Source organism: Streptomyces monticola, assembly GCF_042665355.1.
Lineage (GTDB): Bacteria > Actinomycetota > Actinomycetes > Streptomycetales > Streptomycetaceae > Streptomyces > Streptomyces monticola.
On record NZ_JBHTCF010000010.1, the window covers coordinates 234,463 to 250,144 of the forward strand.

Below are 15,682 nucleotides of genomic sequence, written 5' to 3' on the forward strand. Positions count from 1 at the left end.
GCGGTTGGCGAGCCGCCCCTTCGTTCAGGATCCGCTCTGCGCCGCGGCCTGCTTCTCGGCCTCCGCGCGGTACATCCGGCGCACCCTGACCACGCCCAGGTCGTGCTGGTAGAGGTTCTCGGCCTGGTCGGCGTCGCGCGGCAGCCCTTCGAGCATGGTGCGGTCCTGCTCCAGGACGTTCCAGTGGCGTTCCTCGATGAGGGTCTTGTAGAGGAAGCGCCATGTGTCGCGCTGCCAGCCCGTCACCTTGCGGTAGCGCCAGAAGAAGACACCGCAGCGGTCGGCGTCGATCGGCGTCGCCATGCCGACGATGCCGAAGTGCCCGCCGGGGCCCGCGGAGGGCGGGTAGGGGATGGTGAGGTCCATCCAGTCGACTCCGGTCCTGCACAGCTCGACCCAGTCGAAGTTGACGCCGCGCTGGTCGGTCTTCTCGAAGAAGAAGCCGCGTTCGGTCTCGCGGATTCGGAACCTGGCCTGGGTGTCGCCGTCGGCCATGGTGTGCGAGTCGTGGTGCAGGAATGCCCCGTGCATGGGGTCGAGGACGTTCTCGAGTGCGTAGCGCCAGCCCACGTTCCACTCGGCGTAGCAGAGAATGGCCTCGGTGCCCTCGTCGGTGAGCGGCTCGGGCAGGGTCAGTTCGGCCGGTGCGGGGTGCCGGGCGTCGCCGAAGTAGGCGAGGACGGCGCCCGCGGTCTCGATCACCGGGGGGCTGGCGACGAGTTGCTTGCCCTCCAGGTTGCAGCCGGGCAGCGCGGGCACGGAGGTGACGGTGCCGTCGCCGGCGACCTCGACGCCGTGGTACCAGCAGGCGACCCGGTCGCCGAGGTGCTTGCCCAGGGAGAGCCGGGCGCCGCGGTGCGGGCAGCGGTCCTCCAGGAGGTGCAGCTTGCCGTTCGCCTGCCGGAAGAGCAGCCAGTCGACGCCGAGGCGGGTGATCCGCCGCATGGCGCCGGGCGCGACGAAGCCGGAGGGGCACACGGCGTACCACTGGTTGCGTACGCCGGTCGCGTAGATCTCGTCGGCGCTGCGGCCCCGGCCCGCGGTGGCGGCGTCGGTGAGGGTGGTCACGGGGCTATCGGTGGTGACAGTCATGGTGGTTCTACGCTCCCAGTCGCTTCATCTCGGACGTGAAGGACGCCTCGGTCCAGGGCGCGCCGTCGGGCGCGTACACGTTGCGCTCGTTCAACCCCCGTACGACGTCGGGAAGTTCGTGTCCCACCTTGGTGAACACCTCTTCCAGGACGTGGGCGAGCTTGTACTCGTAGGGGGTGGGTTCGTGGGTGCGCGCCTGGTGCACCTCGAGGTACTGGGACATGGCGGGGTTCCTTTCGTACGCGACAGGGGCGGGCGTCAGAGGTCGAGGACCAGGCGGTCCGAGGCGCAGCGGGAGACGCAGAGCATCATCGACTTGCCCGCGGCGTGTTCCTCGGCGCTCAGGAGCATGTCCCGGTGGTCCGGGGTGCCCGCGAGCACACGGGTCTCGCAGGTGCCGCAGATGCCGTCCCTGCAGGAGGTCTCGACGGCGACACCGGCGCGTTCCAGGGCGTCGGCCACCGACTCGTCGGGGCCCACCGTGACGGTGCCGCCGGAGCGGGCGCACTCCACCGTGAAGCCGCGTTCACCATCGGCGGGCGGCTCGGCCGCGACGGCGGCGAAGCGCTCGACGTGCAGCCGGTCGCCGAGGCCGCGTTCCGCGCAGGCCGCTTCGGCCGCGGCGAGGAGCGGCTCGGGGCCGCAGCAGTAGACGGCCGTGTCCTGGCCTGCCTGGGCGAGGATATGGACGAGGTCGAGATGGCCGTGCTCGTCCTGCGGGCGGAATCTCAACGTGCCGTCCACGCCCGCGCGTTGGGCCTGTTCCGCCAGTGCGCCGAGTTCGTCGCCGAACGCCATCGAGGCGCGGCTGCGGCCGCCGTGCCACAGCTGCCAGGGTCGGCCGAGGCGCGTGGCCTCCCGCGCCTGGGCGAGGATCGGAGTGATGCCGATGCCGCCGGCGATGAAGAGGTACGAGGGTGCGTCGGCGAGCGCGAAGTGGTTGCGCGGGCCCTTGACGGCAACGGTCTCGCCGGGCCGCAGCCGGGTGTGCACATGGCGTGAACCACCGCGCGACGCGGGCTCGTCGAGTACGGCGACACGGTAGCGGGCGCTGTCCCCGGGATCGCCGCACAGGCTGTACTGGCGGATCTGCCCGCCCACGTGCAGGTCGATGTGCGCGCCCGGCGTCCAGGCGGGCAGTGGCTTGCCCTCGGGGTCGACGAGGTCCAGGCCGAGGACGCCGTCGGCCTCCCAGGTCATCCGGTGGACGAGCAGGTCGAGCCGGTGTTCTTCGGTACGGGGAGCGCTGGTGGCTCCGGCGATGTCGGTGCCTCCGGCGCTGTCGGCGACTGCGGCCATGTCGGCGGCCCTGGCAATACCGGAACCGCCGGCGGTGCCCGCGTCCCCGCCTGTGCCCGGGTCCCTGGTGGTGCTCATCGTGTCTTCCCCTGCTTGTCCTGGCCGGCGGCGGGCGCCCCGGGGATGGTGACGGGCGGTGTGAAGGGGTTCTTCATCGGGCCGAGCGCCGCGAGGTCGACCTCGACGACGACCGGCCCCGGCGTGCGCACGGCGGAGTCGATGACCTTCTCGGCCTCGTCGGTGTGCGCGATGCGCTGGTACGGAAGCCCCGCGGCCTGCGCGAGCGCGGCGAAGTCGGGGGTGGCCAGATCGACTCCCGAGCGGCGGTCGAAGTAGCGGTCCTGCATGTTGCGCAGGACGCCGTAGCCGCCGTCGTTGAAGACGAGGAGGGTCAGGTCCGGGCGTTCCTGGGCGAGGGTGAGGAGTTCGCCGAGGTGGACGGCTAGGCCGCCGTCGCCCGCCATGACGACGGTGGGCCTTTCGGGGTGGGCGAGCGCGGCTCCGATGCCCATGCCGAGGCCCTGGCCGATGCCGCCGCCGCGCGGGAAGACGTTGTCGCGCGGGTCGTAGATCTCCAGGAGCCGGTTGCCCCAGGACGAGGACGGCACGGTGACGTCACGGGCGATGACGGCTCGGCGCGGCAGTGCGGCGCGCAGCGCGTCGCAGATCGCCGCCTGGGGGCCGATGGAGTCGTGCAGCGCGGCACGCGCGTCCCGCCGGGCCTGTGCGATCCGCGCGGGCCAGTCCTCCGCGGTGTTCCCGGTGCGCAGCGCGGCCGTGGTGGTCCCGGTGCGCAGCGCGGCGACACGGCGGGTGAGGTCCGCGAGGGTGGGGCCCGCGTCACCGTGCAGCGCCGCATCGGCCGGATAGACCCGGCCCAGTGCGGCCTCGTCGATGTCGAGCTGCACATGGACGGGCGGGAGCCGGAGGCTGTAGTCACCGGTCTCGTTGGAACGGAAGTGGGTGCCGACGGAGAGGAGCGCGTCGGATGCGGCGAGCAGGGCGCGCCCCGTGGGTCCGGCCGCGAAGTTTCCGATGACGCGCGGGTCGTCCTCGGGGACCGCGCCGCGCCCGGAGTTGGAGGTGAGCAGGCCCGCGCCCAACTCATCGAGCAGGGCGGACAGTTCAGGCCCGGCCCGGTGCGCTCCCCCGCCCGCCCACACCAGCGGGCGGCGGGCCGCGGCGAGCAGTTCGGCGGCACGGTCGAGGGCGGCGTCGTCAGGCACCGGCGGCACCGGTGGCACATGCGGCGCGGGCCGCGTGGCTGCCGGTAGTTCGGCCGCCGGGTCCTGGGCGGCGTACTGCAGATCGATCGGCCACTCGACGCTGGCCGGACCACCGGGCGCGGCCAGGGCGCGGGCGGCGGCCTCGCGCAGCAGCGGCCCCGCCTCGTCGGCGCTGGTGACGGTGGCCGCGTACGCGGAGACGGCCGTCAGCATGCCGAGCTGGTCCTTGGTCTCGTGGATGAACCCCCGCCCCGCGCCCAGGAATTCGCTGTCGATCTGCCCGGTGATGTGCAGGACGGCGGTGCCGGCCGACAGGGCTTCGACGAGGGCGCCCGCGGCGTTTCCGGCGCCGGTGCCGGTGGAGGTGAGGGCGCAGCCGATGGTGCCGCGGGCCCGCCCGTAGGCGTCGGCGGCGCTGACGGCGGTCGCCTCGTGGCGTACCGGGACGAAGCGCAGGTCGCGGTCGACGGCCTCGACGAGCGGCAGGTTGTGCACGCTGACGATGCCGAAGACGGTGTCGACGCCGAGTTCGCGCAGGGTACGGACGAGGAGGTCGCCGCCGTTGGACGGGGGCATGTGTGTGCTCGTACTGGTCACGTCTGGGGCTCCTCAGGCGATGGAGCGGCTGACGCCGCCGCACACGTCGACGGTCGTTCCGGTGATGTAGGAGGCGCGGGGCGAGAGCAGCGCGACGATCGCGTACGCCACTTCGTCCGCGCTGCCGAGCCTGCCGAGGGCCACGCCGCGGTCGGCGGCGAGCGCGGCCTGCCAGTGCTCGTAGGGCTGTTCGGTGGCGGCCTCGGCGTACCGGCGGCTCCACTGCCCGGTGTCGATCAGGCCGAGGCAGACGGAGTTGACCCGGATGCCGTCCGAAGCGAGTTCCGCGGAAAGGGACTTGGAGAGGTTGAGGATGCCCGCGCGGGCGGCGCTTGTGGTGATGAGCCGGGGTGAGGGCTCCTTGGCGAGTACGGCGTTGACGTTGACGACGGAGGGCGCGGCCGAGGCCCGCAGGTGCCCGAGCGCCGCCCGCAGCGGGTGCAGTACGCCGTCGAACTTGAGCTCCAGCTCGTCACGCCAGTCCGCCGTCGTGCAGTCGGCGAAGGACTTCATCCGGGACTGTCCGGCGTTGTTGACCAGGCCGTCGAGTCCGCCGAAGCGGTCGACGGCACCGGCCACGAGGGCGTCGACCGCGTCGGCGTCCCGTATGTCGCACACGGCGGTGTGCAGCCGCTCGTGCGCCCCGATCTGTCGCAGCGCCTCGGCACGGCGGCCGCAGGTGGCGACATTGGCACCCTCGTCGAGCAGGGCCCGCACGGTGGCGAGTCCGACACCCGAGCTGCCGCCGGTGACGAGCACCGTACGGCCGGCGAGGCCGAGGTCCATGGGTTCTCCTCTTGCGTTGATGAAGCGCCCGAAAAGGGGCACGGGGAACTGCGCGACCAGCCACAACTCACCCGCAGGTGTGAACAACCGGGCACTCAGCGGAGCGCTAATGCATCGTGAAGCCGCCGTTGACGGCGATGAGTTGCCCGGTCAGATATCCGGACTCGGCGCTCAGCAGGAAGTCGATGAGTCCGACCAGGTCGTCGGGGCGCTGCGGCCGGGAGATGGCCCGGTTCAGGCGGTACAGCTCATGCCGCTCGGCCGGGATCCGCTCGGTCGACTCGCTCTCGGTGAGCCCGGGTGCGACGGCGTTGACCGTCACGCCCTGCTCCCCCACCTCCCGCGCCATGGCCCTGGTCAGTGCGATGACCGCGCCCTTGGAGGCGATGTAGTGGGCCAGGCGGGGCGAGCCGTAAAGGGCCGCGTCCGAGGCGATGTTGACGATCCGGCCGCCGCCCGAGTCGATGATCCGGGGCAGCAGGGCGGCGGCCACCAGCCACGGCCCGCGGGCGTTGACCGTCATGAGCCGGTCCCACTCCGCGACGTCGATCTCGTGGAAGTACTTGCCGCCCACCGCGTCGGCGAGCGCCGCGTTGTTGACCAGGCCGTGCACCGGTCCTTCGATCGCGTCGGCGAGGGCGGTGACGGATTCGGGGTCGGCGACATCGCACCGTACGAAGTGCGCGTCGATGCCTTCGGAGCGCAGCTCCCGGACCGCCGACTCGCCGCGCTCCGCGTCCCGTTCGGCGACGACGATGCGCGTCGCGCCGCCCGCGCCGACCCGGCGGGCCGTGGCCAGGCCGAGGCCACGGCCCGCTCCGGTGATGACGACGGTACGCATCAGTCGCGGGTGACGCCGTGCATCGCGGAGGTCTCCGGGTAGGTGGGGACCTGGGGCTTCTGTGTGCCGATGACGACGCAGAAGAGGGCGTCGGTGTCACCCTCGTTCTTCAGCGACCGGGCCACTCCCGCCGGAACGACGATCATGTCCCGGTAGCCGAGGGTGCGGTACTCGACGTCGTCGCCGCGGTGCACGCCGACGCGCACCTGGCCCTCCAGGACGAAGAAGGCCTCCTCCGCGTCGTGATGGGTGTGCTCGGGGCCCTCGGCGCCGGGCGGCAGGAGCATGTTGGAGAAGGTGAAGCCGCCGGAGGGCAGGATGCGGCTGTCGTTCTCGTGGTTTCCGGTCGCGCCGGAGCCGACGTAGCGGATCTGGGCGCGCTTGAACTGGTCGCCCGCCTTGGCCTGGAAACCGAGGGTGTCCCAGTCGGGCTCGCGGGAGTCCTTGGTGGCGATGAGGGAGTCGGTGAACTTGCCGAGGTCGCCGCTCTGGTACTCGGTGGTCTCGATGGGCATGTGCATCTCCTTTTTCCTGTAGGGGAGTTCGGTGCGGGATTTCGGTACGTGAGTTCGTTTGCGGGATTTCGGTACGTGAGTTCGTTTGCGGGATTTCGGTACGGGAGTTCCGTACGCGCTTGTGGAAGGGCGGGCGCCGGCCTCGGCCCGGCTCAGGCGAACTCGGGGATCAGCGCGGTGATCCGCAGCTGTGCCCGCACCCAGTCGTTGAAGGCGGCGGGCTGTTCCTGGTTGGCGAGGTGGCCCGCGCCGGCGAGGATCACAAAGACTCCTCGCGGCAGCAGTCCGGCGATGCGCTGGCTCTCCTCGACGCCGGTGACGGTGTCGTGTTCGCCGCACAGCACGAGGGCGGGTACGTCGATCCGGGCGAGGTCGGGGGTCAGGTCGGTGGCGGCCATGGTCTCGGCGGCCCAGGCGTATCCGGGGAGGCGGACGCTGGCGGCCATGGTGCGGGTGACGGCGCGCACCAGGCCGTCCGGCGCGTCCGGCGACAGCAGGCGCGGGGCGCGCGCGGCGGCGAACTCCTGTGCCCCGCTTGCCTCAAGCTCGGCGGCGCGCCGCCGCATCCCCTCGGCGCGACCCTGATCGGTGCCGGAACCCCGGCTCGAGTCGGCGATGACCAGGCCTGCCACCAGGTCCGGGTGCCGGGCGGCCAGGCGCAGGGCGATCACGCCGCCCCAGGAGACGCCGATGACATGGGCGCGGCCGCCGCGTTCGCGGATCAGCTCGGCGGCGGTGTCGGCGTATCCGTCGAGGCCGGGCGCCGCCTGCGGGTCGGGGGACGCGGCGTATCCGGGTGCGTCCCAGGCGACGACGCGGGCCACGGTGGAGAGGTCGGCGAGCTGGTGGGCGAAGGCCGCGGAGGAGGAGCCGATGCCGTGCAGGCACAGGACGAGGGGTCCGCTGTCACCGGCCTCGACGACCTGCGGCTTGCCGACCTGCGGCTCGACGACACGCCGCTCGACGACGGCGGCGGGTTCGCGCACGGAGTGATCGCTCACAGGATCTGCCCCGCCGTCCCGGTGATCGCGGCGAGTCCGCGCAGCACCGCGTGCGGCACGATCCGGCTGGTGGCCGGGTTGCCGGGGTCGGGTACGTGGTCGACCTCGAAGCGGTAGCTGCCGTGGTCGCCGTCGGCCTCGATGACATGCCGGGTCCGTACGGCGGCCGGATCGGCGACGACGCTGACTTCGACCCGGTCCGGGTCACCCACGGCGAGGGCGACGGTGGCGGCCACATTCGTGGAGCGCGGAAACTTCACCGGTACGTCGCGTGCCGTGCCGCGCATGACCTCGACGGGCCCGGTCGCGGTCCGCATCCGGTCGAGCAACTCCGCGTCCATCCACGGCTGTTCGAGGGTCGCGGGCAGTTTGGTGGTGGTCAGCCGTACGCTGCGGAAGCCGCCGAGACCGCGGGCGGCCTGCAGCAGATCGATGCCGCCGACCGCACCGCCGGTGAAGTAGACACGACCGGGCCCGGCGGCGAGCAGCTTCGCGGCCGCCTCGTCGTCGGTGAGGGCACCGGTGGAGGCGACGAGGAGATCGGTGCCCGCTTCGAGAACGCGGGTGCCCCATTCGCGCACGAAGGACTGGCCCGCGGCCTCCACGAGCAGGTCGCACTCTTCGATGGCCTGCTCCAGGGTGGCCTGGGGCACGGGGATGTCGTGCAGCGGACGGTTGTCGACGACGCAGGTCAACTCGGCGCCGGCGAGCCGCCCTTGGGCCAGGACCTGTCCGACCGTACGGCCGATGGCGCCCCAGCCGACGACGCCGACACGGGTCACGGTGCGCTGCACGCGGAGACCTCCTCGCTGCTCGTCGTTTCCTCGGTGGCGGGCGCGGTGAGCGGCCCCGGGTCGGGAGTGCCGGCCATACGGCTGCGGATCTCGGCCGACGGCGGACCCGCCGTGCCCCATAGATCGCTGAGCTCGGGCACCCGGCGCCACACCTTGCAGATCCAGGCGTCCTCGATGATCTGGGCGACCTCGGATGTGTACTCACAGACCAGGCCCGCCGGGTCGGTGAAGTAGGAGAAGGTGTTGTTGCCGGGGCCGTGCCTGCCGGGGCCCCACTGCGGGGTGATGCCGTGGTGGCGCAGGCGGCCGAGGCCGCGCATGAAGTGGTCCACGGACGTCATCTCGTACGCGACGTGGTTGAGGGACGCCCACGCGGCCTGGTTGAAGGCGATGCAGTGGTGGTCGGCGTTGCAGCGCAGGAACGCCATCTGGTGCTCGGACCAGTCGGAGACCCGCATCCCGAGCACGTCACGGTAGAAGGCGACGGAGGCGTCGATGTCGGTGGTGTTGAGGACGGTGTGCGTGACACCGACCGGGACGGCGGCGTCACGGCCGCGCGGCGCCACCGCTTCGACCTCGGCGCTGAGCTCGATCAGCCGCCCCTCGGGGTCGGTGAAGCGCAGCCCGTATCCGCCGCCGATCTGGTCGAGGCGCCCGGGGCCCGACACGGGCTGGATGCCGCGCGCGGTCAGCCTCCTTGCCGCCTCGTCGACTTCGGCGGGCGTGGCGACCGCGAAGCTGATCTTCCCGATGCCGTTCTGCCCGGCCCGGCTGAGGGTGAGCACATGGTGCTCGTCGCCGCTGCCGCGCAGCCAGCTCGTGTCGCGGTCCGCCTCGACGACTTCGAGACCCCACACCTCCGCGTAGAAGTCGGCGGATTCGGTGAGCGTGGGCACCCGCAGCTCGACGGCGCGCAGTTTGCGCAGCCGTGCGATCGGCTGGTGGTTCGCCATGTGCGGCCTCCTGTGGTTCATGGGGTCGTACGGCCTGTGCTGCACGGGCTCGTACGGCGGTACGGCACTGCGTCTGTACGGCGGTGCGGTGGGGCTATGCGGCTTGGGCAAGTCCGGTGCGGTTCGTCGTGCCCCAAAGGGGCGCGGGGAACTGCGCGACCAGCCACGACGCGCCCGCAGGCGGCATTCCGAACTTCCCGCGGGGCTCTCAGCGGGCGGCAGCCCATGGCAACGGAGCGGGATCCGTGCCGAAGTACAGCGACTTCTGGCGCTGGTAGCCGCGCAGCCACCCGCTTCCCTTCTCGCTGCCGAGCCCGCTGTGCTTCCAGCCGGTGAAGGGGGTGGAGGAGCTGAACTGCTTGTAGGTGTTGACCCAGACGGTCCCGGCCTCGATGCGCCGGGCCACCCGCCACGCCTTGGCGAGGTCACGGGTCCAGATGCCGCAGGCCAGGCCGTACACGCTGTCGTTGGCCTGCGCCACGAGGTCGTCCTCGTCGTCGAAGGGCAGGGCGATCAGGACGGGCCCGAAGATCTCCTCCTGGCAGACGCGGGCGGAGTTGGGCAGGCCGTCCAGGATCGTGGGCCGGTAGTAGGCGCCGTGCGCGTACGCCTCGCCCTCGGGGGCGGCGCCTCCGCACCGCACTCGGGCGCCCTCCTCGCGGGCGAGGTCGACATGGGCGGCGACGGCGTCCCGGTGCCGGGGGTGCACGAGCGGCGCGACCTGAGTCCTCGGATCGGTGCCGGGCCCGATGCGCAACGCACGGGTGCGCTCGACGAGTTCGCCGAGGAACTCCTCGTAGATCTCCCGGGCGACGAAGAGGCGCGAGCCCGCGATGCAGCTCTGCCCGCTGGACGAGAACACCCCGAACATGACGCCCGCAAGGGCCTGTTCGGCATCGGCGTCCGAGAAGACGACCGTGGGGGACTTGCCGCCCAGTTCCAGCGAGACGGGCATCAGCTTCTCGGCGGCGGCCTGCGCGATGCGCCGCCCCGTCGCCGTACCGCCGGTGAAGGAGACCTTGCCGACCGCGGGGTGGCGCACGATGGCATCGCCGGTGACGGCGCCGGGGCCCGGCAGGACGGACAACAGCCCTTCGGGAAGCCCGGATTCGGTGATGATCCGGCCCAGGACGAGCGAGGTGAGCGGTGTCCAGTCGGCGGGTTTGAGCAGGACGGCGTTGCCTGCCGCGAGCGCGGGGGCGATCTTCTGCGCGTCGCTGGCGACCGGGGAGTTCCAGGGCGCGATGGCGCCGACGACGCCGATCGGCTCGTGGGTGCTGACGGTGAGGTAGCTGCCGCGGGCAGGGGTGAGGGCGTCCTCGCCGGTCTCCAGGAGCGCGGCCGCGTAACGGAAGGTGCCGGCGGCGCTGGCGACCAGGGCGCGGGTCTCGGTACGCGACTTGCCGGTGTCGGCGGTCTGCACGGCGGCGAGCAGGCCGGCGCCACGGTCGATGAGCTCGGCGATCCGGTGCAGATGGCGGGCGCGCAGATGCGGGGCGAGGTCGCGCCAGGCGGGGTCGGCGGCGGCGCGGGCGGCGCGCCCGGCGGCCTCGTGCACATCGGCGGCCGAGGCGGTGTGCAGCTTCATGAGCGTGCGACCCGTGGCCGGATCGATGACGTCGCTGACTCTTCCTGACCCCGTGGACCAGCGGCCGGCGATCAGCACCTCGTCGGGCGGCAGGGCGGCCTCGTCCGCCGGCGGTGGCATCTCATCGGGCGACAGCTCGGGCATGCCCAACTCTCCTCAAGCGCGGGGAAGTTCCTCCGGACCGCGGCGTTCCGGGGAACGAGCCGTCGATCTCTAGGTGCCGGAAATCTAAGCCCTTAACTATTTCGAAGCAAGACCCCCTGGCAAAACAAAAACCCGGCACCCCCTTGAGCCCTGGCCGGAGCGCGGGTAAAACTTCAGGCCTGAGAGACCAATCCCTTAAGGGAGTCGGGAGAGGCGCTCTCGTACGACTCGCGCAGCCCACGCAGGGGCACCCCTCTCCCCTGCGCCCCCATGCACGCCACCGCCTCCCCATCCACCCCGTCCACCCACGTACCGCCCCCCGGACGCCGGACCGTCCTCGCCCCGCCGCCACCCGGCGGCGTGCGGCGAGCGGCGCTCACCCCGGGTGGCGGCGCTTCCTCACGGCCGCGAGCACCTTCGCGCAGCCCCGATCCGCTCCGCCCCACGCGGCGGAGCCGGAGGAACACTGGATGAGCACCGACGCCGCACCGGGCACCACGGCCCGTGCCGACATAGCCGCGAGGTTTGAGCGGCTCCCCCTGTCCCGCTGGCATGTGACGGTCCGTGTCGTGATCGGCATCGTCACGTTCTTCGAGGCCTTCGACCAGCTCCTCATCGCCTATACGCTGCCCGAACTCACCCAGGAGTGGGGGCTGAGCAAGGGCCAGGGCACCCTGGTCATCACGGTCGGCTCGATCGGCATGCTGGTCGGTGCGCTCTTCTCCGGCCGGATGGCCGACCGCTTCGGCCGCGTCAAGGTCATCACCGCGTGCATCGCCGTCACCGGGATATCCAGCCTGGCACTGGCCGCGTGCGGCTCCCTCGAACCCTTTATGCTCGTCCGCTTCGTCCAGGGCCTCGCGATCGGCGGTGAAGTCCCGGTCGCCGCCACGTTCATCGCCGAGATCACCCGCAGCATGAAGCGCGGCCGCTTCGTGCTGCTCTACGAACTCGTCTTCCCCGCGGGCCTCACCGTCGGGGCCGTGGTCGCGGCCTGGGTGGTACCCGCCGCGGGATGGCGCACCATGTACGTCCTCGCGGCGCTGCCCGGACTGTTCTGCGTCGTCGTGCAGCGGGTCGTACCGGAGTCCCCGCGCTGGCTGGCCGACCGCGGCCGGCTCGACGAGGCGGCACGGACCATGACGCGGATCGAGGCCAAGGTGGCGCAGTCCACGGGCCGCCCGTTGCCTCCGGCCACTCCTTCCGCCGCCGCCCCGCTCACGGAGGCCGGCCCCCCGGCCGCCCCGCTCGCCCCGCTCACGAAAGCGGGCCCCCCGGCCCCCTCGGCCGCCGCAGCAACACCCCGGGAACTCGCCGCGCGCGGCCTCTCCGGTCTCTTCAGCGGCCGGTACCGCCGCCGCACGATCGTCATTTGGACGCTGTGGTTCTGCGGCTACTTCGTCAACTACGGCATCACGTCCTGGCTGCCCACCATCTACAAGACCGAGTACCACCTCTCCCTCGGCGAGGCTCTGCGGTACTCGACCGTCACCTCGGTCGCGGGCCTGATCGGCTGTGCCATCGCCGCGTTCACCGTCGACCTGCTCGGCCGCCGCAAGGTCGTCGCCTACGGCCTGGGCACGGCGGCGGCGATGCTGCTCGTGCTTGCCGCGCTCGGCGGCGACACCGCGGGCCAGATCCTGCTCTGGACCTCCCTGTCCGCGGCGTTCTTCTTCGCGGCCAACATCAGCCTGTACATCTACACGCCCGAGCTCTACCCGACCCGTATGCGGGCCAGCGGCTGCAGCGCGGGCGGCGCGGTGAACCGGCTCGGCGTGATCCTCGGCCCGATCGCGGTCGGCGGCGCCTACGCGGGCGGCTCGCACCCGGGCGCCGCTTTCCTCCTGCTCGCCGTCGTGGCCCTGGCAGGCGCGGTCACGGCAGGGGCGTTCGCCGAGGAGACCGCCAACAGGCCGCTGGAGGAGGTCTCCCCCTGACCGCCCCCGGGCGTCTGCCACCTGCCGCCGCCACCGCGAGCGGCTCGCCCCGGACCTCCGCCCTCCGTTCGTGGTTCAGGGTGTGCCCTGATGTGCCGCGGCCGCCCACTGCCTACCGTCGATGCATCGCCCGCGTTCCACCGGGGCTTCGGCCAGGGACGGCGCGTGGGTCACGTCATGACCGACGGGGGAACGTCATGAGACGGATCAGAGTATGGAGCGGCCTGTGTGCCGCGGCCGTCGTCTCGGTGGCAGGCGCTTCCGGCGTGCCCGCGCACGCAAGTGAAGGGCGCGGTGTCATCTCCGGGAGCGGCTACTACAAGGACGACTGGAGCGATGAAGGCATCGTCTCCACCACGTCCCATCGCCGCAGCAACGTGGCAGCCCTGTGGCAGGCCGTGCTGTGGGCGGACAAGTCACTGAAACCCAACGGGAATCCGATGTCCGTCGGTGACATCGACTGTGTCTTCGGGCCGCAGACGGAGTACACGACGAAGCGCTGGCAACGGCGTTACGCGTCCGCCGGCCTGGAGTCCGACGGCATCGTCGGCCGGAAGACATGGAGCTACGCCGCCCGGAAGCTGGATGAAGGCGGCGGCAACCGGTACGTCTACCACGGACTGACCGCGGACATGGGGCCGACGGGGCGCACCATCACCTTCGTCCGTGCCGCCAACGGGGTGTGGAGCATGTATCTGCGCGACGATCTGGAGCCGCTCTACTACAACTCCGCCACGTTCAGCTCCTGCGGTTGACCGGCCCCCGGTCCGGGGGCACCCGCGGCCAGGCGTGGGCCCGGCCACAGAAACCAGTATCCCACCCGCAGTTCACCCTGCGCGCTTACGTAAGGAGAAGCATGATCGCTCAGAGGAAGGTCCGCACCGCTTTCGCCGCGGCGACGCTCGTCACCGGGCTGCTCGCCGGCACCACCGCCACAGCCGCGGCAGCCGGCTCCCCCAAGGAGGCTACGGCCGGCACGACTGCCGCCGCGCTGCCGACCTGCACCAAGGTCAAGCACCACAACTTCCGTTGGGTACCGGCGGCGTCGAACGGCTCGATCAACTGCGTCATGGGGCGCGGCAGCCAGAGCGCCGCGGTCAAGCACCTCCAGCACACCATGTGGTACTGCAGCCGGTACAAGAAGAACATCAGCCGCGACGGCAAGTTCGGCCCCAAGACCGAAGCCGCCCTGAAGTCGGTGCAGCGCAAGGAAGGCGTCAACGACGACGGGGTCTACGGGCCGAAGACCCGTAAGAAGATGCACTTCCCGATCAGCGACGGATCCCCGGGGGTCTGCGGCAGGATCTGAGTCCCACGGACGACCGGACGCGACTTCATGCGCGCGGCGTCGGCGGCAAAGGAAGCCCCGACGCCGACGCGCAGGAAAAGGAGCCGCTCCGACACAGCCCCACCCGACTTCGACATACGCGAATATTGACATCCGTCGATGTCGAGTGGCAGGGTTTCTTGCATTGATGCATGTCGAATCAGACTGAGGTTCGACGGCCGCCCTGCCCCCTGTCCCTGCCCCCTGGAGCACCTCATGAGCGAGAGCACGCCCGCCGCAGCCCTCCCGACCGTGGTCATCGGCGCCGGTCCCATCGGTCTGGCCGCCGCCGCGCACCTCGTCGCGCGCGGCATCGAACCGCTCGTCCTGGAGGCCGGGCCGCTGGCGGGCAGCGCCGTACGCGACTGGGCGCACGTCCGCCTGTTCTCCACCTGGGGCGAGGTCGTCGACCCGGCCGCCGAGAAGCTGCTCGCCCCCACCGGCTGGGTCAGGCCCGACAGCGCCGCCTACCCCACCGGCGGCGACTGGGCCGAGCGGTACCTGCAGCCACTCGCGGAAGTCCTGGGCGCGCGGGTGCGATTCGGCGCGACGGTCACCGGCGTCTCCCGCGCCGGGCGCGACCGGGTCGTGGACGGCGACCGTGAGCGGCAGCCCTTCACGGTCCACATCCGGTACGCGGACGGCCGCGAGGAGCGCCTGTTCGCCGGTGCCGTCATCGACGCGTCGGGCACCTGGTCCACACCGGGCCCGATCGGCGGCGACGGTCTGCCCGCACTCGGCGAGAGGGCGGCGGCCGACCAGATCTCGTACCGCGTGCCCGACCTCAATAACCCGGCCGCGCACGCCCGTTACGCAGGCAGGCGCACCGCCGTCATCGGCTCCGGTGCCTCCGCCTTCACCGCGCTCGCCCAACTCGCCGAGCTCGCCGCCCGCGCGCCCGGCACCCACACCACCTGGATCCTGCGGCGCGGTATCTCCGGCTCGACCTTCGGCGGCGGAGCGGCCGACCAGCTTCCCGCCCGCGGTGCTCTCGGACTCGCCGCCAAGGCCGCCGTCGACCACGGCCACGCCGACGCCGTCACCGGCTTCCGCACCGCCGCCGTGGAGAAGACGACGGACGGACGGCTGGTGCCGGTCTCCGAGGACGGGCGCCGTCTCGACCCGGTCGACGAGATCATCGCGCTGACCGGGTTCCGACCCGATCTGTCCTTCCTCGGCGAACTCCGCCTCGGCCTGGACGAGCGGCTGCAGTCCCCCGTCGGCCTTGCCCCGCTCATCGACCCCAACGTGCACTCCTGCGGCACCGTCTATCCGCACGGCGTGCACGAGCTGTCCCACCCCGAGAAGGGTGTCCACCTCGTCGGCATGAAGTCCTACGGACGCGCCCCGACCTTCCTGGCCATGACCGGCTACGAGCAGGTCCGCTCCATCGCCGCGGCCCTGGCCGGAGACCAGGAGGCCGCCGAGCGCGTCGAGTTGGCCCTGCCGGAGACCGGAGTGTGCGGCGGCGCAGGGCTGTTCGACGAGCCCGAGGCGCAAGAGGAGTCCGGCGGCTGCTGCGCCGCCCCGGCCACCCCCGAGATCGGCACCGCCGCCCCGTCCTCGTCCGGCGGCTGCTGAC

At 71.9% G+C, this 15,682-nt stretch carries 15 protein-coding genes; 4 read left to right on the forward strand and 11 right to left on the reverse strand.

Annotation, left to right across the window (positions count from 1 at the left end; translation table 11 throughout):
• Positions 1–24 precede the first annotated feature (24 nt).
• The 11 genes from ACFQVC_RS23670 to ACFQVC_RS23720 all read right to left on the reverse strand — a co-directional run bounded on the left by ACFQVC_RS23670 (position 25) and on the right by ACFQVC_RS23720 (position 10,836).
• Entirely contained in the window at positions 25–1,092 is a 1,068-nt protein-coding gene (locus ACFQVC_RS23670) for a Rieske 2Fe-2S domain-containing protein (protein WP_381833749.1), read from the reverse strand.
• A gap of 7 nt (positions 1,093–1,099) precedes the next feature.
• Positions 1,100–1,315 (reverse strand): recombinase-like helix-turn-helix domain-containing protein, encoded by a 216-nt coding sequence (locus ACFQVC_RS23675; RefSeq protein ID WP_381833752.1) that lies wholly within the window; start codon positions 1,313–1,315, stop codon positions 1,100–1,102.
• A 35-nt stretch (positions 1,316–1,350) separates the two neighbouring features.
• Entirely contained in the window at positions 1,351–2,292 is a 942-nt protein-coding gene (locus tag ACFQVC_RS23680) for a PDR/VanB family oxidoreductase (protein ID WP_381833947.1), read from the reverse strand.
• Positions 2,293–2,465: 173 nt separating this feature from the next.
• Positions 2,466–4,193, reverse strand: a complete 1,728-nt coding sequence (locus tag ACFQVC_RS23685; RefSeq protein WP_381833950.1) for a thiamine pyrophosphate-binding protein — start codon at positions 4,191–4,193, stop codon at positions 2,466–2,468.
• Between the two features lie 33 nt (positions 4,194–4,226).
• A complete protein-coding gene (locus ACFQVC_RS23690; RefSeq protein WP_381833755.1) occupies positions 4,227–5,000 on the reverse strand; it encodes an SDR family oxidoreductase in 774 nt (257 codons plus the stop codon).
• Between the two features lie 106 nt (positions 5,001–5,106).
• The gene (locus tag ACFQVC_RS23695) at positions 5,107–5,841 is read right to left on the reverse strand and encodes an SDR family oxidoreductase (protein ID WP_381833758.1); all 735 of its coding nucleotides are present in this window, start codon (positions 5,839–5,841) and stop codon (positions 5,107–5,109) included.
• Positions 5,841–6,356 (reverse strand): cupin domain-containing protein, encoded by a 516-nt coding sequence (locus ACFQVC_RS23700; protein WP_381833761.1) that lies wholly within the window; start codon positions 6,354–6,356, stop codon positions 5,841–5,843. Before ACFQVC_RS23700 ends, ACFQVC_RS23695 begins: the two co-directional genes overlap by 1 nt.
• Positions 6,357–6,508: 152 nt before the next feature.
• Positions 6,509–7,246 (reverse strand): alpha/beta fold hydrolase, encoded by a 738-nt coding sequence (locus tag ACFQVC_RS23705; RefSeq protein ID WP_381833953.1) that lies wholly within the window; start codon positions 7,244–7,246, stop codon positions 6,509–6,511.
• A gap of 107 nt (positions 7,247–7,353) precedes the next feature.
• Complete coding sequence (locus ACFQVC_RS23710) at positions 7,354–8,151, reverse strand: aspartate dehydrogenase domain-containing protein (protein WP_381833764.1); 798 nt, start codon at positions 8,149–8,151, stop codon at positions 7,354–7,356.
• A complete protein-coding gene (locus ACFQVC_RS23715) occupies positions 8,136–9,104 on the reverse strand; it encodes a VOC family protein (protein ID WP_381833767.1) in 969 nt (322 codons plus the stop codon). Before ACFQVC_RS23715 ends, ACFQVC_RS23710 begins: the two co-directional genes overlap by 16 nt.
• 208 nt (positions 9,105–9,312) lie before the next feature.
• Complete coding sequence (locus ACFQVC_RS23720; RefSeq protein WP_381833770.1) at positions 9,313–10,836, reverse strand: aldehyde dehydrogenase; 1,524 nt, start codon at positions 10,834–10,836, stop codon at positions 9,313–9,315.
• Positions 10,837–11,306: 470 nt separating this feature from the next.
• Between ACFQVC_RS23720 and ACFQVC_RS23725 the strand changes: the two genes are divergently transcribed.
• From ACFQVC_RS23725 to ACFQVC_RS23740, 4 genes are all read left to right on the forward strand, one after another.
• Entirely contained in the window at positions 11,307–12,773 is a 1,467-nt protein-coding gene (locus ACFQVC_RS23725) for an MFS transporter (RefSeq protein ID WP_381833773.1), read from the forward strand.
• A gap of 197 nt (positions 12,774–12,970) precedes the next feature.
• Positions 12,971–13,528, forward strand: coding sequence for a peptidoglycan-binding domain-containing protein (locus ACFQVC_RS23730; protein WP_381833776.1), 558 nt, complete (start codon positions 12,971–12,973; stop codon positions 13,526–13,528).
• 101 nt (positions 13,529–13,629) lie between these two features.
• Positions 13,630–14,082: a peptidoglycan-binding domain-containing protein gene (locus ACFQVC_RS23735; RefSeq protein WP_381833778.1), complete on the forward strand. Its 453-nt coding sequence runs from the start codon at positions 13,630–13,632 to the stop codon at positions 14,080–14,082.
• 234 nt (positions 14,083–14,316) lie between these two features.
• Positions 14,317–15,681, forward strand: coding sequence for an NAD(P)-binding domain-containing protein (locus tag ACFQVC_RS23740; protein ID WP_381833781.1), 1,365 nt, complete (start codon positions 14,317–14,319; stop codon positions 15,679–15,681).
• The last annotated feature ends 1 nt before the right edge of the window (position 15,682 follow it).